This window comes from Staphylococcus sp. HMSC62D11 (genome assembly GCF_001839145.1).
GTDB classification, from domain to species: Bacteria; Bacillota; Bacilli; order Staphylococcales; family Staphylococcaceae; genus Staphylococcus; species Staphylococcus lugdunensis.
On sequence record NZ_KV840199.1, the window covers coordinates 116402 to 134386 of the forward strand.

The following is a 17985-nucleotide window of genomic DNA, read 5'->3' on the forward strand; positions in this document are numbered from 1 at the left end:
CAATCATTTGAAACAATCCTCTATGTCACAATATTTTCTATTCTACCATTAACTATAGTGCTATGAGCAAGAGCTTTACACATCAAAAACCCCTCTTCCATGATTGGAAAAGAGGTTATTAAACGTGTAAACTTTACTGATGCTACTTATTGCACATGTGTTGTTAAAGCAATTTATTAAAACACACCACATTCTTTTCAAATATACACTAGAATAATCCAAACATCATACTTACTAGCATATTATTCTCATTTAACTTCTGCAACATCAATCACAGGTTGCTCGCTCACGTACTTGCCAATATTATCACTAAATACTTTAAAATGTGCAGATTTATTATGTGCATCTACGGCTTGTTGATTGCGATAATTTTCAACAACTACAAATGAGTTAGGTTCTGTAACATCCTCATAGTGATGATAAAATAAATTACCAGGCTCTTGTTGTGTGGCATCTACCAAATCTTTCATTAGAGATAAATATGCCTCGCGATGTTCAGCTGCTACTTTTAATTTAGCGTTAATAATAATCATCACATTCACTCCTTTAAAGTTATACTTTTATTATAATCCTTCATGAATGAAATAAACAGCTGAAGACTTTTTATCTTCAACTGTTTATTTCAAATATAGTAGAGATTTCCTCTAGTAATAAGTTTATTTTAAAGTTTTACTTTCGTCTTTAAGCAATGGTTTGTCTGGTGCTACAAAGAACCAAAGTATTACTGCAATTACTGCTGGAATAATAAGCAATTGGAAAGTCATTGTCCATCCCAAAGAACTTACTAACGCACCTGCTAAGAATGGACTTACTAATGCACCGATATTGCCCCATAGGTTCATCCAACCTGATACAGTACCGGCAAAATTACGTCCAATATCATTAGCTGCTGCCCAACTCATTCCCATTGAAATACCCATACCACCAAGTCCTAATGATAACCAGAAAATAGTGACATATAGATTTTCCGTATGCACGGCAAAGAAAATGGCTACAGCAAAAACAATAAATCCTACAATCGCAATCACACCTCTAGATACAAAACGTGATTGACCTGTACTTAAAATTTTATCTGAGATTGCACCCGCTGATAAAATGAGGAAGAACATAATTAACCAAGGCAATGAACTAATTGCCATATCTTTAAAAGCAACATGATATTGTTCAGTTAAATATGTAGGCAACCAAATTAAGAATAATGTAATGATAAATTGCACTACAAAGTATTGTCCTGCAATGGCATAGAAACTAAAACGACGGAAGAATTGTCCCCAAGGTGCTACTGATTTTGATGTTTGCACAATATCACGATTTTCCATAATAAAACGTTTTTCTGCTTCATTTACCATTTTATGCTGTTCTGGTAAATCTTTAGCGATAATTCCCCAAAGAATCGCAATTAATATACCTGCTGCACCAAAAATATAGAACACTGCCTCCCAGTTAAATGCATTAACAATGGCTATCGTTACAATAGGTGCGAGCACAGGGCCAAAATAAGAACCTGCAAGTAATGCACTTGAAGCACGACCTTTTTCTGTTTTAGAGAACCATGTCGAGTTAAAAACTGCATTTGATGGATACATTGGTGCTTCCCCAACACCAAATAAAAATCTTACAAAGTAAAGCAAGCCATGGTGCTTAATCATACCTGTAAAAATAGTAAAAGCACTCCACCATAATAATGCTATCGTAATCATTTTTCTTGGCCCAAATTTTTCGGCTAACATTCCTGAAGGTACCTGCATTAATGCATAACCTAATGAGAAGAATGATGCTAATAACCCAAATTGCTTTTTGTCCATTCCTAAATCTGCCATCATTTGTGGCGCGATATAAGAAATATTTGAACGGTCCATGTACGCAATGACACCAATAATAAAGAACGCGATTGCAAAGTACCAACGAACATTACTTCTTTTTTGAATCATAACTTTTGTTACTCCTTAAATTTTGTCGTTTCTTAAATTGCTGTTGAAGAAGTTTCAAAAAAAGTCTGTCTAACGATGTTATATGACTCCCTTTTTAACACTGTCATCATAGGCTTTTTAAGTTATTTTTTTATCATATTAGCAGATTGCGGAAGCGGTTTCAATATTAAATTCACATTTTTGTCAATTTTTTTATATTTTTTGCATATTCTTAGCCGTCACATCGGAATAATTTGACTATTTTTATGTTAAATGCCCATAAAATCAGTACCTCAATGAATTTTAACTAATTATTTGAATTTAATTTCTATAAACTTTAATGCATAAAACCAACAAATATACATCGAATTATTTGCAATAATTTGAATTACCTATTAAAACAATTAATATTTGTTATTTTGCCTTTATTCATGCACATTTAAGCATATATCTTTTATCAAAAACGTATCTCTATAAATTAAAAACAGTATTAAAATTTGAATTCAGCCATATTCTTTTGTAGAATGTAGTTAAATTAAACGCTAATAATCATATAATCATCCACTGGAAGTGCCTTTTATCTTAAGGCTGAGAGTAAAGAAGAGACTTTATAATTCCTGGAACCTGATCCAGACAGTACTGGCGTAGGGAAGTGGCGAAGGATATAAAGTAACGATACTATACGCTATTCCCTACTTGGGTTTAGCGTTTTTTTAATTTAAATGAGGTGATGTTCATTTTCATTGCGATAACAGAATATAAATTTTTAGACAACAACGATTTGCAGCACTTTCTTACTATCGAGCAGGACATAGATTTTTTACTTTTTAGAACTTCTATGTCTCAGAAGGAATTACAGCACTTTATTCAACAGTTAATTTATCAGGGATTTCCAAAATCTAAGATGATGATACACAGTGATGTCAAGCTGTTAAATACATTGGGATTACAGAATATTCACTTCCGAGAAAATGACGCACAAGCATTTCATCTTAAGTCTAAATATCCTGACATACACGTATCTATGTCTACACATCATTTATCTTCGGTAATCCGGGCTTATGAAGCGGGACTTGACGCGGTCTTTTTTGGGCATATTTTTCCTACACCTTCAAAACCCAATTTACCGCCACGTTCTCAAGTTGAAATCGATTCGGTATTAGAAGTTCCCATCCCTGTATATGCAATTGGTGGTATAACAACGGATACTATCCGCAAACTATCTCCAAACTTTGCTGGAATATGTGCAATTTCTTTCTTTATGAAATCATCCGCTTCAGTTATTCATCAATTTCGAAAGGAGTGGCATCATCATGCATGATGTACTAATTATTGGTTCAGGTGTCATCGGCATGTCCATTGCACGTTCTTTAAGTGAAAGCCATTTGGATATTGCGATTGTTGATAGAGATGTTCCTGGCAAACATGCTTCTTATAAGGCAGGTGGAATGTTAGGCGCTCAAAATGAATTTACTTATGACAGCGCTCTATTTCGTCTCGCGCTTGAATCGCGAGCTATGTTTCCTGATTTAGCCGCAGACTTATTTCAAGAAACAGGTATCGACATTCAGTTTCAAAATTCTGGGTTAATTAAAGTAGCTAGCAGCAAAGATGATGTTAATCACTTAATGGCTCAGTATGAATTTTTAAATGCACATGATTCAAGTGTCACTAAATTAAGCGATAACGCTTTAAAGCAACTTTCACATGGCACAATCAATCCTAGTCCATTATCAATTTATATCCCAAAAGACGGACAAATTAATGCACATCATTACACACAAGCCTTATTAAAATCGATTTTAAAGCGTGATATTCATCGATACTATGAAACAGAAGTTACCAATATACGTAAAGATAATGGCTTTTATCAAGTTATGACAACAACCGGTACATTATATGCGCAAAAAGTAATTGTCGCAGGAGGTGCATGGTCATCAGAATTACTTGAACATTATCATTTGCCACGTAAAGTTATCGGGGTAAAAGGTGAAGTTATTTTAGTCGAACATAATGACTTGAAACTTACCGAAACCGTTTTTATGACAAATGGTTGCTATATTGTACCTAAGAAACCTAACCGTTTCTTAATTGGTGCAACCAGCGACTTTGATAATTATTCTGTCGGCAATACCGATGATGGAATACATTGGTTACTTGAAAAGTCAAGCGAACGCATTCCAGCATTAGCGCACAGTAAAATCATTAAACAATGGTCTGGTGTGCGACCATACACTGAACAAGAACTACCGATTATGGATCGCATTGATGATGGTCTATTTGCCATTACTGGTCACTACCGTAACGGTATTTTATTGTCACCTATTATTGGCAGAGATATAGCAAATTGGTTGTTATCTGGTATCAAACCAGATATTTATAACACATTTTCAGCGACTAGGAGGGAAACATATGAAGTGCATGATTAATGGTGACCCTTTCACATTTGACAAGGAACAATCCATTCAAGATGTGTTACTTGCATTAGAATTAGATCCGAAACGTGTCATCGTTGAATATAATGACACTTTAATTAAACAAGATGACTACCACAGTCACACGGTAAGACAAGACGATAAATTAGAATTACTAGAATTTGTTGGAGGCGGATAATATGTTTAAAATTGGCTCATTAGAATTAAAATCACGTTTATTATTAGGCACAGGTAAATTTGACAATGAAGACATTCAAACCAAAGCGATTGAAGCGTCAGAAACAAATGTCTTAACTTTTGCGGTAAGACGCATGAACTTATATGACAAAAATTTACCAAACCCACTTGCAAATATTAATCTCAAAGATTTTATTACATTCCCAAATACAGCTGGAGCAAAAACAGCGAAAGAAGCGATTCGTATTGCTGAAATTGCTAATCATGCCGGTGTATGTGACATGATTAAAGTTGAAGTGATTGGTGATGATGAAACACTCTTACCCGATCCATTTGAAACGTATGAAGCTTGTAAAGTATTGTTAGAAAAAGGCTATATCGTTTGCCCTTATATTTCTAATGATGTCGTCCTAGCAAAACGATTGGAAGAACTAGGTGTTCATGCGGTAATGCCGCTTGCTTCACCTATTGGTACAGGCCGAGGTATTAATAATCAGCTTAACTTAAGTTATATCATTAAAAATTCCAATGTTCCTGTAATTGTTGATGCCGGCATTGGATCACCAAAAGATGCATGTCATGCTATGGAATTAGGGGCTGATGGTATCTTACTCAATACAGCTGTGTCAGGGGCAAAAGACCCTGTAAAAATGGCAGAAGCAATGAAATTAGGTATCCAAGCAGGTCGCTTATCTTATGAGGCAGGACGTATTCCAGTTAAATATACTGCACAAGCATCTAGCCCAACTGAAGGACTCGGTTTCTTATAATGTCTCGTTATGAGCGACAAATACGTTTTGCCCCTTTTGGCGAACATGGACAAACTACACTATCGCACGCGCAAATTTTAATTATGGGTGCTGGTGCGCTAGGCAGTCATGTTGCTGCACAACTAGCTCGTATGGGGGCGCGAAATTTATATATTGTTGACATGGATATCATTGAAACATCTAATTTGCATCGTCAATCACTCTATACTGAAGAAGACGCAGATAATATGCTACCTAAAGTAGAGGCTATCAAACAACATATTCAACACATTAATAGTGAGGTTAATGTAACGACCTTCTATCAAGAAGTCGAGTCCTCAACGATAGAAGCATTATTGACAAGCGTGCAACCAGACATTGTGATTGACGGTATGGATCATTTTAAAATTCGTTATTTAATAAATGAAGTATGCCATAAATATCAAATTCCTTGGGTTTATGGTGCTGCGGTTGGCAGTAAAGGAACGGTGTATGGCATAGATTTTAAAGGTCCTTGTTTAAAATGCTTGCTACAATATATTCCTGAGACGGGTGAAAGTTGTGCAATAAATGGTGTTCTTCCACCTATCATTTCACAAGTCGCAAGTTATGAAGTGATGGAAGCCGTTCGATACCTCATTGGTGTAGGCTTTTCAAAACAATTAATTACACTCGATGTATTCAACGTCTCATATAAGGCTATGAACGTCGATGTATTACAAGATGACAACTGTCAAGTATGTGTGCAAGGCTATTATGAGATATTGGAAACCAAACAACAAACACATATCGAAAATTTATGTGGAAAAACATATTTATTTCGTTTCCAAACACACGCCTTTGACTATGCACATCATTTCCCAGGACATATCATTAAAGAAACACCTTTCGCTAAGCTGATACACTATCAAAATTACCGCATGACACTGTTTCAAGATGGTCGTATGAACGTCTATGGCGTCACAAACAATGAAGAAGCGCAACAGTTATACCATCAGTTCTTAAAAGCATTAAAATGAGTTAATAACTTCAAAACTATAGCTAAATAAATGATAAAGCAAGCAATTCATAGTAAATTTGATTATAATGAATTTACTATGAATTTTTTGTTTGATATAACTAAAGTGGATTGTTAAATCTTAAAGGAGTTTACTGTCTTTATGGAACAAATCATTACTGATTTTATAAATCAATGGGGCTATACTGCCATTTTTATTTTAATTTTGTTAGAAAATGTCTTACCCGTCGTACCATCTGAAATTATTTTAACCTTTGCCGGTTTAATGTCTGTGAAATCCGGCCTATCTATTGCAATATTATTTACGATTTCAACAATCGCTTCTTTTATTGGTTTATTAATTTTATTCTATCTCTGCCGTCTTATTTCAGAAAACAGTCTATATCGATTTGTTGATAAATATGGCAAATGGGTTAAATTAAAAAGCAAAGATTTAAAACGTGCAAACGATTGGTTCAAGAAATATGGGGCTTGGGCGGTATTATTATGTCGCTTTATTCCTGTATTGCGTGTCTTGATTACCATTCCAGCAGGTATTAACCGCATGAATGTTGTTAAGTTCGTAACACTGTCGTTATTAGGTACTACGATTTGGAACTTTGCGCTCATTTTATTAGGTCGTGTACTTAGCGATAGCTTCGACGTACTGATGAATGCACTTCATACTTATTCTTATGTAATGTATATCATTCTAATTATTGCAATCCTTTATCTTGCTTATCGACTCTTTTTCAAAAAAGGTAAAAATATCAAATAATAAATAGAGAACTTAGAAGTGACGCAACATAACTTCTAAGTTTTTTTATTCTTAAGCGCTTATGTTGAAATGTTCTGTATTTTTGTTAATAATTTATGTAAGCGATTTAATCATTGATATAGAAGTATTATTTCGATTTAAACTATATACAGGAGTGACGCAATTATGACACCGAATACACTAAGTGAACTTAAGCAAAAGTATTTAGATTTACTTTCCCATCATTACGATAGCCCAGAAAAATTAGCAACTGAGATTATTAATTTAGAGTCTATTTTAGAATTACCAAAAGGCACGGAACACTTTGTCAGTGATTTACACGGTGAATATGATTCGTTCCAACATGTATTGCGCAATGGTTCAGGCAACGTACGCGCGAAGATAAATGATATCTTTAAAGATAAATTAACCACTAAAGAAATTAATGATTTAGCTGCCCTTGTTTATTATCCCGAAGAAAAGTTAAAGCTAATTAAAAATGAATTTAATTCTAGAGGACAACTCAATCTGTGGTATATCACTACGATTGAACGCCTAATTGAACTTATTACATACTGTTCTTCTAAATATACACGTTCAAAATTGCGGAAAGCTTTACCGACGCAATATGTCTACATTGTTGAAGAACTATTGTACAAAAGCAATGAATTTAATAACAAAAAATCTTATTATGAAACACTCGTGAACCAAATTATTGAACTTGAACAATCAGATGATTTAATTATCGGTTTATCTTATACAATTCAACGATTAGTCGTAAACCATCTCCATGTTGTTGGTGACATTTATGACCGTGGACCTCAACCAGATAAAATTATGGATACACTTATCGATTATCATTCTGTCGATATCCAATGGGGTAATCATGACGTATTATGGATTGGTGCCTATGCCGGTTCAAAGGTGTGTTTAGCCAACTTACTTCGCATTTGCGCGCGTTATGATAACTTAGATATTATCGAAGATGCATATGGCATTAATTTACGACCGTTACTCACTCTTGCGGAAGCCTATTATGACGGGAACAATCCTGCTTTCAAGCCTAAAAAACGGCCGGATAAAAAAGCTGCTTTAACGAAACTAGAAGAAGATCAAATAACAAAAATACATCAAGCGATTGCCATAATCCAATTCAAATTAGAAATACCTATTATTAAACGACGTCCAAACTTTGAAATGGAAGAGCGTCTCGTGCTTGAAAAAACAGATTATGACAACAACAAGATTACTGTGTATGGTAAGACCTACCCATTAACAAATACGTGCTTTACTACTGTGGATCCACAAAATCCTGGTCAATTGTTACCTGAAGAAGAAGATGTTATTAATAAGCTGTTATTGTCATTCCAACAATCAGAAAAATTAAAACGTCATATGTCATTTTTAATGCAAAAAGGTACATTATATCTCCCTTATAACGGTAATTTACTCATCCATGGCTGTATTCCTGTTGATGAAAATGGAGAAATGGAAGCTTTTGAAATTGAAGGTGTGAAACATCAAGGACGTGATTTACTAGATGTATTTGAAACGCATGTACGTGAAGCATTTGACCATAAGGATATTACAGACGACTTATCTACTGACCTAGTGTGGTATTTATGGACTGGTAAATATAGTTCATTATTTGGTAAACGTGCCATGACAACATTTGAACGTTATTTTATTGAAGATAAGGTCTCACATAAAGAAGAAAAGAACCCTTATTATCACCTACGTGAAGATGTGGACATGATTCGTAAAATGTTAAAAGACTTTGGTCTGAATCCTGATGAAGGACGTATTATCAATGGGCATACACCTGTTAAAGAAATTGATGGAGAAGATCCGATTAAAGCTGATGGTAAAATGCTTGTAATTGATGGTGGTTTCTCAAAAGCCTATCAAAAAACTACAGGTATTGCTGGCTATACATTATTATACAATTCATTCGGTATGCAGCTTGTTGCTCACCAAGAATTTAATACGAAAGATAAAGTACTATCTGATGGGGCTGATGAACTATCTGTACGTCGAGTCGTAGATGAAGAGCTACAACGCAAAAAAATACGTGATACAAATGATGGTTACCATATTCAAGAACAAATCGATATTCTCAAGACATTAATGCATGATCGCTATCTTAATTAGCTGACACATTTTTTCAATAAAAACGCGCATCTTTTTCTATTGATGCGCGTTTGTTATTTTAAACATTATATACATTTTTAAGCACGCCATAAATACCGTCTTCATAATGTGGCATCTTTTTAGTACTATGATTAAACCTAACAACCTGATTGTCATCAATATGATAAATAATCATATCAGATGAATGATCATAATCAAATTGTGCAGCTGGAACATCGATAATATTTTGATTAACAATGCAGTTGTCAAACCATTTCGGACTATGATTTTCATCAAATAAAATATGATGTCGTAAAGGGCCATTCAAGTTATTTCGAGCTTGTTCATCAGTAAAGGATACAGGCATCATATCCACATTAGTTAAGCCAAATTCAGGTACCAATTCATTAAAAGCCAGACTATTAAAAATAAATGACTTAGTCATCAGTAAACATTTATTATAGCGAATTAAATCGGCATAGATGCGGTCATTGCTTGACAACAAGTTACCTTCAAACACTTCAAAGCCTAATTGTTGAGCTTCTTCTGTCGTATTGGTAAATAAGTTGAAGACCATAACGGGAATATGATGTTCACGCAATTTTGATCCTAAATGAAACGAAAAGGCACTTTCCCCAACGATGATGACACCAGGTGGTTCTGTACTAGCTAATCCAAGTCCTTTACTAAGCGGTGTAAAGCTAAAGCCATAAATCACGACAGTAATAAAGACTAAACCAAACGTTACGGGCGTGATGTAAGATGCCATTTTTACACCATTATCCATAAATAAAGCCCCAAAAAATTGTGCCACGGTTAATACCACGATTCCTCTAGGTGCCATCATTGCGACTAAGGCACGCTCTTTTTTCGTTATCTCAGTGCCTATAGTTGAAAGCAGAACGGATATAGGGCGAACAAGAACAATCATTACTAATGCAAACAGAACTAATTGCCATGACAATATATTGAGTAAAATATCTGATGTTAAAGATGATGTGATAAGTATAAATACAGTTGACACCAGAATAGATGATAAATTTTCAATAAAATGATCTGATTCTTTAAAAATTAAATCATGTCGTTTTTGACGCGCCATCATCAAACCAAAAATAGTAACAGCCAGCAAACCTGATTCAGGTAGTATTTGGTCACATATACTAAAAACTAATAAAATAAAGACTAGTTGAATTGACGGCATAAGACCTTGTGAAATAAAGTCTAATTTAATTAGCCAATTGAACAAGAATGATGCACCAAATCCAATCGCAATCGTACCAATAATCTGACAGCCGAATATAAGTATCACATGCAAACCAAAACCTTCATCAATAATTTGATAAATATAAAAGGCACTTAACGCTAATATGGGGCCAATGGGATCAAGAATAATACTTTCCCAACGTAAAATTGAATCGACATTTTTTCGTACTTTCGCTTGCTTGAGCAGTGGTTGAATGACAGTTGGTCCCGTGATTAAAAACAATCCAGCAACAACGATAGCAACGGCTATAGGAAAATGTAAAATCATATGTAATGCTATAGCACCTAATACCCAAGCAATCGCAGCACCTACAGTGATGATACGTAATATAGCTTTAGAAATACCTTTCAATTCACGAAAGTCTAGGTTGCTGCTCCCTTCAAATAAAATAATCGCAACCGCTAATGAAACAATAGGACTAAAAATGTCAGAACCAAGCGTTTCTTTAGGATTTGCTAAACCCAATATCGGACCAACTAATAAACCTACAATCGACATGACGACGATTGACGGCCATTTAATACGATTGGCAAGCCATTGACTAAATATTCCTAGTGTTAAAAACAACACGATGACTAACATAATTGGCAGATTAAACGACATAGTGCCCCCCCCTTTTACGATATACTTTCTTATGAATCATGCTATATATTAGCAAATTTTAATGCTAAATGCATTAAGACTGTCTAACCCATTCTTGATTAAACTTAAGATGTATTTATACCATACACGTTATAGGGGAAATATCGCTATTTGTATATTCCAAAAATACAACTTTACTCTTGAGACAAACTTCCCATTTCTTTTTTTCTCAAAATAGTCTAATATATATAGATATTGCTTTATATAATAAATTTAATTTTAAATGTATATATATACTATTTGGTTAGAAAGGATGACATACATGAGTTCATTTAGAGAATCAATGATGGTCGCCTTTGCTTTTGTAGGTGTCGTTGTTGGTGCAGGGTTTGCCACTGGTCAAGAAATTTTTCAATTCTTTACGATTCATGGGAGTGGCAGTATTCCTGGTCTGATTATTACAGGAGCAATGATTACTGTTGGTGGTATCTTCGTTCTTAATACAGGATATCGTCTCAGAGCGTACAATCATTCACAAGCAATTCGTTACTATTTACACCCAACAATCGCCCAATTTTTTGATATTGTTTTAACATTATTTTTACTTTCTTTAGCTATTATTATGACGGCTGGCGGTGCCTCTACAATACATGAAAGCTTTAAATTACCATATTGGATTAGCTCGCTCTTATTAGTGCTATTAATCTTAGCTACACTATTTTTAAAATTCGAACGTCTTATTACTGTTTTAGGCATGGTCACTCCTTTCCTAATCATTGTAGTAACAATTATTGCTGTTTATTACTTTATAACTGGACATCTCGATTTTTCAATTGTGGATTCAGACAATAACAAACTTCAAACACATTCGCCTGGTTGGTGGTTTGATGGCTTAAACTATGCAAGTTTACAAATTGCAGCTGCTTTTAGCTTTTTATCTGTGATGGGTGGTCGTCTCCAATATAAATCTTCGACGCTTTGGGGCGGATTATGCGGAGGGCTAATTGTAACTTTTTTAATACTAATGATTAATCTTGGATTATTAACGAAATACACGGAAATCAAAGGTGTTGCCTTACCTTCACTTTTACTTGCTCAACATATATCTCCTATTTTGGGGACGATTATGTCTGTGATTATGGTGTTAGTGATTTATAACACTGTTGTCGGCTTAATGTATGCCTTTGCTGCACGTTTTAGTGAACCATTTACTACTAAATACTATGTCATGATTATCATCATGGCGATAGCAACGTACATTTGCACATTTATTGGCTTTATTTCTTTAATCGGAAAAGTCTTCCCTATTATGGGATTATTCGGCTTCATTCTACTTATTCCAATTATATTTAAAGGTTTTAAACGCTTAAAAACACTTAAAAGTTAAATTAAAAAGTTCCTAAAGCGTTTTGACTCCCTTTAGGAACTTTAATTTTTAAGTTATTTAGCTAAAAGTTCTTGCCCTTTTTCTAGTCCTTCTTGAGTTATTTCATGACTATTTACCCAAACTTCTGTAATCGTAGCACCATTCTGTTTAAATAGATTAATCACTTTTCGACTTTGTTCTAATGGTACTATCGGATCATTTTGTCCCATAGATAATAGGACTTGAACGTTACTCATATCTCTAGTTAACGTCACATCAACTGGATATAGTGGTGCGTATAGCAATGCTTTTTTAAATGGCGCTTCTGGACGTAACATTAAATTAATAGCTATATTAGAACCATTTGAGAACCCTACTAATACCGCTTTATCTAAATCAAAATGATATTGCTTTGCCGCTTCATGAATAAAATCTAATAAACGCTGTCCACGATAATTAAGATCGGCTTCATCATAAACACCTTCAGCCAGACGTTTAAAATAACGATTCATTCCATTTTCATTCACTTCACCACGAATACCTAGCAAATTATAATCAGAATTCAAAGCCGTTCCGAATGGAATTAAATCGGCTTCATCACCACCTGTGCCATGTAATAATATTAACGTTGGTGCATCTTCTTGACCTTTTCTAAAAATATGTTCCATTTCTATCCCCACTTTCTCACTATGAATTTAATTTTAATGGTGTTAAGGCTGCTTCAATTTCATGACGACGCGATTCATAGAACGGCGGCAATTGAAGTGCTGTACCTAATTCATCGATATCTTCATCAACCGTAAACCCTGGTCCTACAGTAGCAAATTCAAAGATTATATGCCCAGGTTCTTTAGAGTAAATTGCATGAAAGTAAAAACGTTCTTTCACATCTGTAACGTTAAACCCTTTATTCACCATATATTTACGCCACTCTAGTTGCGATTCATTATTAGGCACGGCCCAAGCAATATGATGAAAGATACCTGTACCCCAGCGCACACGTTGTGGATTGACAAAATTTTTGACAATAACTTGATGATGAATGTCTCCTACAGTTTGAAGTTGAACATTGTCGCTCGTAGTTTGAACATGTTCCAAACCTAAGTCATTGTGTAATAATTGTCGAGTGGCTTCTGGATTAGCAGAAAGCATAGTGACACCATGAAACCCAATAATGTCATTTGTTTTCATTTCTTCATCACTTTCAACCATTGCTAACGTTAAACCATGTATATCTTCAAATTCTAACGTAGGTTGATTAAATGATTGCGTTTGACGTGTTTTGACTCCGTGTGCATTTAAGTGCATTTCCCAACTTGTCATACTATCTTTAGGAATTCTAAATGCTAAACGACCAATCTGTCCTGAACCAATACGTCCTCTATATTGATTTGGCCAGTTAAAGAAAGTTAACACCATATCTGAATTTACTTTCTCGTTTGAAAAATATAAGTGATACGTATCGATATCTTCAAAATTAACTGTTTGCTTAATTAATTTTAAGTTTAAAATATTTGTGTAAAAATCATAAGTCTCTTGTGCATTTCCAACAATTGCAGAAATATGATGAATGCGTTGAATCGATTCCATCATGTTCGTCCTCCTTATTTATAGCTTTTACCCGTTGTGTCAAATGGTCTTACTTGTGTTTCAATATAATCTCTTTGTTCTTCTAAAAAAGGTGGTAATGATAATTTCTCGCCTAACGTTTCATATGGCTCATCACCCATAAATCCAGGTCCATCTGTTGAAATTTCAAGTAATATGTGGCCGAGACGTGCATAAAGTGCTTCAAAATAGAAGCGATCGACTAATCCAGAGTTTGGAATGCGTGCTTCTGAGTATTTTTTAATCCATTGTTCAATCGCTTCATGATTTTTAACTCTAAATGATACGTGGTGAACTTCACCATATCCTTGAAAGGCATTCGGACTTTTAGAATCTCTTCTTAAAATGACTTGTCCCCCATTACCACCTTCACCAACTTCTAATAGTACAACATCATCTTCGCTAACAACGACTTTCATGCCATATATATCTTCTAATAACTTTTTAAAATCATCGAAGTAACTTACTGTAATTTCAATTGGGCCTAAGCCATAGATTGCTTTGTCTTCTGGCACTGGTCCATTTTTCCATGGTTTACCAGGTGCTACGCCAGTATTACCTTCATCAGATACTAATTGATAATCTTGACCATCTTCTTCTTGAAATGGTAATACCTTTTTACCAAATAATGTTTGGATTCCTTCATGTTCAACACCATATTCGTCAAAACGTTTTAAATAATACTCTAATGCATCATCATTAGGTACGCGAAATGATGGTTTTGTTATTGAATTTGTGCCTTTACGGCCTTTTGGAATACCAGGAAAATCAAAAAATGTCATATCCGTTCCTGCAGAACCAACATCGTCAGCAAAGAAAGTGTGATATGTTTGAATATCATCTTGGTTAACTGTCTTTTTAACGAGTCTCATACCTAGAATTTCAGTAAAAAATTTATAATTGCGTGCTGCATCATCTGTAATTGCAGTAACATGGTGAATACCTAATAATTGATTGTTTGTCATAAATAATGCCTCCTCTATTTTATTTCGATTTCGAGATAATTTTAAATTGAAAGAAAAGTGCACATTTTTACACGTCGGCATTTTGTGCACTTAGCTTTTTGAATGTTTGTTGTAATGTCACTAATTCTTCATCTGATAACACTGAAAATGCGTGTTCTAATGTTATCGCATGTTGCGGGAATATGTCCGCCATAAATTGTTGACCTTTTTCAGTTAACGTTGCATTGTATATGCGCTTATCTCTTAAATCCTTCTCTCGTAATAGCCACCCTTTCTCCTCAAGCTGACTCACTACATACGAAATACTGCTACTAGCAATCAGTACTCTATCCCTAATACGTTGAATGGGTTGAGGACCTTTGTTATAAAGTAACTCTAGTACAGCAAATTCTGTAATATTAAGTCCATAATTTTTCACATCTCGTTGAACAATTTTTTCCAAAGTATCTAAAGTTCGATTTAGACCGACAAAAGCTTTTAATGATTGTCGCGTGCGATCCACATCCTCACCACCCTTCAATTTATTTCGATTTCGAGATAAATTATACACGCTAATATTTTTATAGTCAATACTTTTGTTTTATGCGATATAACTTCGATGCTGAATTTGGTTGCTTCTCTAATTTTCTAAGTCATGCATTGCTTATTAATTTGTAGCAACTGAAAGATTTTAAAAATTAAGCTATTCATACGTATTCTCAATCATATCTTTGTTAATTCTTTTCGTTTTTATATTTATCCCAGTTGCCCCCATCCATAGATATATCATTTGTTTGTCTTTTTAATTTGCCATCTCCACCTAATTCACTTGGAGACACACCATCTTTATAAAAATACATTGCTTTTAATCCGGGTAATTTTTTCATTGTGTCATTCGTTGGTATTTGTAAATCCCACGAATATTTATTAACGTTATCCACAGTTTTTTTATTATAGTACGCAATAAAATTAAACTCAGTTTGCTTTTTAATTTCAGGGTATTTTATTATTAAAGAATCAAACTGTTGATTAAATACGTCACCTTCCATTTTCATTAATGGCTTGAAATTTTGCTTAAACTCATCTAATCCTTCTATTCCAGGTGTTTTAACATTTAAGTACTGTTTGGTAACACCATTAAATTCTTGTTTTTTTTCAAGTTGCTCGTTCATGGCATAGTAACCATTTTTTTCAACCTCACTCTTGAATTTTAACCGTGCTTGTTCAATGTCATATTCATAGCGTTTATACATTATTGCTGCAACTGCGGCAGATGTTTCGTTTTCATGTCCGGGAGTAAACGTCGTAATAACTATCTTTCCATTGGATTCAGCAAAAATTAATCTTAGTTGAAATGGCACATCATATTTAACTGTACCAACTACTACTAAACCATCAGATTGATTTTTCTCTCCAAATCCATATGAATTTGTGTAAGCTTTAACTAAATTGATTTTACAGTCAAGACCAAATACTTCTTTCACATATTTTTTGTATTTTTTCTCGGCTTCTGCTTTATATTTTTTTAAAAAGATTTCATTTCGTTCTTTATGTTCACCAATATATTTGCCATCATAATCTTTGACGCTTACTGTTTTCGGTATATCTTTCGTTTGATCTTTGTCCATAGAAGCACAACCTCCTAAAATAAGTGATGCACATAATACTGTACTTATTAGTTTTCTCATATATTTAGCAATCCCCTATTCTGCGTGTATTGTTTGATATGTATATAAATGGTTTAATTTCTTTTTTAATATATATTTATTTTATTAAAAAGGGTTGATGATAGCAATTGAAATTTTGTCATTATAGTTCCATCCGCTACTTAATTCAATAACATCTAAATATGTTACATATTTTTTCACTTTCAATAACTATGATGTCCATTCATTCGTACCTCAACTATTTCTTTGTCAATTCTTTTCTTTTTTAATTCTATCCCATTCCCCTCCAATCATGGATATATCTTTTGTTTGTCTTTTTAATTTGCCATCTCCACCTAATTCACTTGGAGATACACCATCTTTATAGAAGTACATCATCTTTGTTCCTGGTATTTTTTTCATCGTGTCATTCGTTGGTATTTGTAAATTCCATGAATATTTATTTACATCATCTTTTGCTTTCTTATTGTAAAAAGCAATAAATTCAGTTCTCATTTCATCCATCAATTGTGGATACTTTCGACTTAAGATATCTATACGTGTATAAAAAGATTTGTCTTTAACATTAAGTAAAGGTTTGAAATCTTTTTTGAAATCATTAAGTCCTATAGAAGTATTTGTTGAAAAATTTAAATAAGGTCTTGTGACGCCTCTAAATTCTTGTTGCTTCATTAGTTTGTTATTCATTGCATAATAACCCTGCTTTTCTACTTCTTCTTTGAATTTCATACGTGCATTTTCAATATCATTTTCATAGCGTTTAAACATAAGTGCACTGATGGCAGCTTTTAACTCATTAGATTGATCAGCAGTGATTGTACTATATCCTAAGTGACCTTTAGATTCTTCAAAGTTTAAATTAAAATTAAATGGAATGTCATAGTCTACTGTCCCCATTACAGTTAATCCCTCAAAAGGTTTCCCTCCGGTAGACGTAGTGTATGAATACACTTTAATAATTTTTACATCTTTATTAAAAACTTCTTTCACATATTTTTTGTATTTTTTCTCGGCTTCTGCTTTATATTTTTTTAAAAAGATTTCATTTCGTTCTTTATGTTCACCAATATATTTGCCATCATAATCTTTGACGCTTACTGTTTTCGGTATATCTTTCGTTTGTTCTTTGTCCATGGAAGCACAACCTCCTAAAATAAGCGAGGCACATAATACTATACTTGTTGTTCTTTTCATATATTGGTCATCTCCTCTATTATGTGAGTATTGTTTGAGTCGACGTATAAAACTAACGTAAGTTGAAATTTATATTTTATAAATATTTTATATAAAAAAATTAAGACTGGCAATTGGAATTTTATGCATGAGATAAAAATTGGACAGCATATAAAGTCAAAACTAACTTTATATACTGCCCTTAATGATTCAATAATGATAGTAC

17 protein-coding genes and 1 riboswitch are annotated in these 17985 nt (G+C 33.8%); of the genes, 8 read left to right on the top strand and 9 right to left on the bottom strand.

The window, feature by feature from the left end:
- Positions 1-248 precede the first annotated feature (248 nt).
- The gene (locus tag HMPREF3267_RS10795; protein WP_002460409.1) at positions 249-533 is read right to left on the bottom strand and encodes a putative quinol monooxygenase; all 285 of its coding nucleotides are present in this window, start codon (positions 531-533) and stop codon (positions 249-251) included.
- Positions 534-656: 123 nt separating this feature from the next.
- Entirely contained in the window at positions 657-1931 is a 1275-nt protein-coding gene (locus HMPREF3267_RS10800; protein WP_002460411.1) for a pyruvate MFS transporter, read from the bottom strand.
- Between the two features lie 535 nt (positions 1932-2466).
- A riboswitch (TPP riboswitch) is annotated at positions 2467-2578 on the top strand.
- A gap of 62 nt (positions 2579-2640) precedes the next feature.
- On the opposite strand from HMPREF3267_RS10800, the gene HMPREF3267_RS10805 reads away from it, so the two are divergent.
- The 7 genes from HMPREF3267_RS10805 (at position 2641) to HMPREF3267_RS10835 (ending at position 9176) form a co-directional block, all read left to right on the top strand.
- Positions 2641-3231 (top strand): thiamine phosphate synthase, encoded by a 591-nt coding sequence (locus tag HMPREF3267_RS10805; RefSeq protein ID WP_062078097.1) that lies wholly within the window; start codon positions 2641-2643, stop codon positions 3229-3231.
- Positions 3224-4339, top strand: coding sequence for a glycine oxidase ThiO (gene thiO, locus HMPREF3267_RS10810; protein WP_002460414.1), 1116 nt, complete (start codon positions 3224-3226; stop codon positions 4337-4339). The genes HMPREF3267_RS10805 and thiO overlap by 8 nt, the downstream gene beginning before the upstream one ends.
- Positions 4323-4523, top strand: coding sequence for a sulfur carrier protein ThiS (thiS, locus tag HMPREF3267_RS10815; protein WP_002460415.1), 201 nt, complete (start codon positions 4323-4325; stop codon positions 4521-4523). The genes thiO and thiS overlap by 17 nt, the downstream gene beginning before the upstream one ends.
- A 1-nt stretch (position 4524) precedes the next feature.
- The gene (locus HMPREF3267_RS10820; RefSeq protein WP_002478638.1) at positions 4525-5292 is read left to right on the top strand and encodes a thiazole synthase; all 768 of its coding nucleotides are present in this window, start codon (positions 4525-4527) and stop codon (positions 5290-5292) included.
- On the top strand, positions 5292-6290 hold the full coding sequence (locus HMPREF3267_RS10825) for a ThiF family adenylyltransferase (protein WP_062078099.1): 999 nt from the start codon (positions 5292-5294) through the stop codon (positions 6288-6290). Before HMPREF3267_RS10820 ends, HMPREF3267_RS10825 begins: the two co-directional genes overlap by 1 nt.
- Before the next feature lie 141 nt (positions 6291-6431).
- Positions 6432-7046, top strand: a complete 615-nt coding sequence (locus tag HMPREF3267_RS10830; RefSeq protein ID WP_002492486.1) for an undecaprenyl phosphate transporter UptA — start codon at positions 6432-6434, stop codon at positions 7044-7046.
- A 165-nt stretch (positions 7047-7211) separates the two neighbouring features.
- Positions 7212-9176, top strand: a complete 1965-nt coding sequence (locus HMPREF3267_RS10835; protein ID WP_002478636.1) for a fructose-bisphosphatase class III — start codon at positions 7212-7214, stop codon at positions 9174-9176.
- 58 nt (positions 9177-9234) lie between these two features.
- On the opposite strand, the gene HMPREF3267_RS10840 is transcribed toward HMPREF3267_RS10835, so the two are convergent.
- Positions 9235-11022 carry a cation:proton antiporter gene (locus HMPREF3267_RS10840; protein ID WP_062078101.1) on the bottom strand — a complete coding sequence of 596 codons (1788 nt, stop codon included), beginning with the start codon at positions 11020-11022 and terminating at the stop codon, positions 9235-9237.
- A 301-nt stretch (positions 11023-11323) separates the two neighbouring features.
- Here HMPREF3267_RS10840 and HMPREF3267_RS10845 point away from each other — a divergent pair, with 301 nt between their 5' ends.
- Positions 11324-12388 carry a YkvI family membrane protein gene (locus tag HMPREF3267_RS10845; RefSeq protein ID WP_002478634.1) on the top strand — a complete coding sequence of 355 codons (1065 nt, stop codon included), beginning with the start codon at positions 11324-11326 and terminating at the stop codon, positions 12386-12388.
- A gap of 53 nt (positions 12389-12441) precedes the next feature.
- On the opposite strand, the gene HMPREF3267_RS10850 is transcribed toward HMPREF3267_RS10845, so the two are convergent.
- The 6 genes from HMPREF3267_RS10850 to HMPREF3267_RS10875 form a co-directional block, all read right to left on the bottom strand.
- On the bottom strand, positions 12442-13035 hold the full coding sequence (locus HMPREF3267_RS10850; protein WP_062078103.1) for a methylhydroquinone degradation carboxylesterase MhqD: 594 nt from the start codon (positions 13033-13035) through the stop codon (positions 12442-12444).
- A gap of 19 nt (positions 13036-13054) precedes the next feature.
- Positions 13055-13960 (bottom strand): ring-cleaving dioxygenase, encoded by a 906-nt coding sequence (locus HMPREF3267_RS10855; RefSeq protein WP_062078105.1) that lies wholly within the window; start codon positions 13958-13960, stop codon positions 13055-13057.
- Positions 13961-13971: 11 nt separating this feature from the next.
- Positions 13972-14940, bottom strand: coding sequence for a ring-cleaving dioxygenase MhqE (locus tag HMPREF3267_RS10860; protein WP_062078107.1), 969 nt, complete (start codon positions 14938-14940; stop codon positions 13972-13974).
- A 67-nt stretch (positions 14941-15007) separates the two neighbouring features.
- Positions 15008-15442: a MarR family transcriptional regulator MhqR gene (locus tag HMPREF3267_RS10865; RefSeq protein ID WP_062078109.1), complete on the bottom strand. Its 435-nt coding sequence runs from the start codon at positions 15440-15442 to the stop codon at positions 15008-15010.
- A 211-nt stretch (positions 15443-15653) separates the two neighbouring features.
- The gene (locus HMPREF3267_RS10870) at positions 15654-16607 is read right to left on the bottom strand and encodes a hypothetical protein (protein ID WP_176746106.1); all 954 of its coding nucleotides are present in this window, start codon (positions 16605-16607) and stop codon (positions 15654-15656) included.
- A gap of 228 nt (positions 16608-16835) precedes the next feature.
- Positions 16836-17780 (bottom strand): DUF1672 family protein, encoded by a 945-nt coding sequence (locus HMPREF3267_RS10875; RefSeq protein ID WP_002478628.1) that lies wholly within the window; start codon positions 17778-17780, stop codon positions 16836-16838.
- Positions 17781-17985: the final 205 nt, after the last annotated feature.

What these genes read in the sequence shown, in the direction of transcription:
- HMPREF3267_RS10795 (WP_002460409.1), bottom strand. Translation starts at nt 533, where the DNA reads ATGATTATTATTAACGCTAAATTAAAAGTAGCAGCTGAACATCGCGAG.
- HMPREF3267_RS10800 (WP_002460411.1), bottom strand. Translation starts at nt 1,931, where the DNA reads ATGATTCAAAAAAGAAGTAATGTTCGTTGGTACTTTGCAATCGCGTTC.
- HMPREF3267_RS10805 (WP_062078097.1), top strand. Translation starts at nt 2,641, where the DNA reads ATGTTCATTTTCATTGCGATAACAGAATATAAATTTTTAGACAACAAC.
- thiO (WP_002460414.1), top strand. Translation starts at nt 3,224, where the DNA reads ATGCATGATGTACTAATTATTGGTTCAGGTGTCATCGGCATGTCCATT.
- thiS (WP_002460415.1), top strand. Translation starts at nt 4,323, where the DNA reads ATGAAGTGCATGATTAATGGTGACCCTTTCACATTTGACAAGGAACAA.
- HMPREF3267_RS10820 (WP_002478638.1), top strand. Translation starts at nt 4,525, where the DNA reads ATGTTTAAAATTGGCTCATTAGAATTAAAATCACGTTTATTATTAGGC.
- HMPREF3267_RS10825 (WP_062078099.1), top strand. Translation starts at nt 5,292, where the DNA reads ATGTCTCGTTATGAGCGACAAATACGTTTTGCCCCTTTTGGCGAACAT.
- HMPREF3267_RS10830 (WP_002492486.1), top strand. Translation starts at nt 6,432, where the DNA reads ATGGAACAAATCATTACTGATTTTATAAATCAATGGGGCTATACTGCC.
- HMPREF3267_RS10835 (WP_002478636.1), top strand. Translation starts at nt 7,212, where the DNA reads ATGACACCGAATACACTAAGTGAACTTAAGCAAAAGTATTTAGATTTA.
- HMPREF3267_RS10840 (WP_062078101.1), bottom strand. Translation starts at nt 11,022, where the DNA reads ATGTCGTTTAATCTGCCAATTATGTTAGTCATCGTGTTGTTTTTAACA.
- HMPREF3267_RS10845 (WP_002478634.1), top strand. Translation starts at nt 11,324, where the DNA reads ATGAGTTCATTTAGAGAATCAATGATGGTCGCCTTTGCTTTTGTAGGT.
- HMPREF3267_RS10850 (WP_062078103.1), bottom strand. Translation starts at nt 13,035, where the DNA reads ATGGAACATATTTTTAGAAAAGGTCAAGAAGATGCACCAACGTTAATA.
- HMPREF3267_RS10855 (WP_062078105.1), bottom strand. Translation starts at nt 13,960, where the DNA reads ATGATGGAATCGATTCAACGCATTCATCATATTTCTGCAATTGTTGGA.
- HMPREF3267_RS10860 (WP_062078107.1), bottom strand. Translation starts at nt 14,940, where the DNA reads ATGACAAACAATCAATTATTAGGTATTCACCATGTTACTGCAATTACA.
- HMPREF3267_RS10870 (WP_176746106.1), bottom strand. Translation starts at nt 16,607, where the DNA reads ATGAGAAAACTAATAAGTACAGTATTATGTGCATCACTTATTTTAGGA.
- HMPREF3267_RS10875 (WP_002478628.1), bottom strand. Translation starts at nt 17,780, where the DNA reads ATGAAAAGAACAACAAGTATAGTATTATGTGCCTCGCTTATTTTAGGA.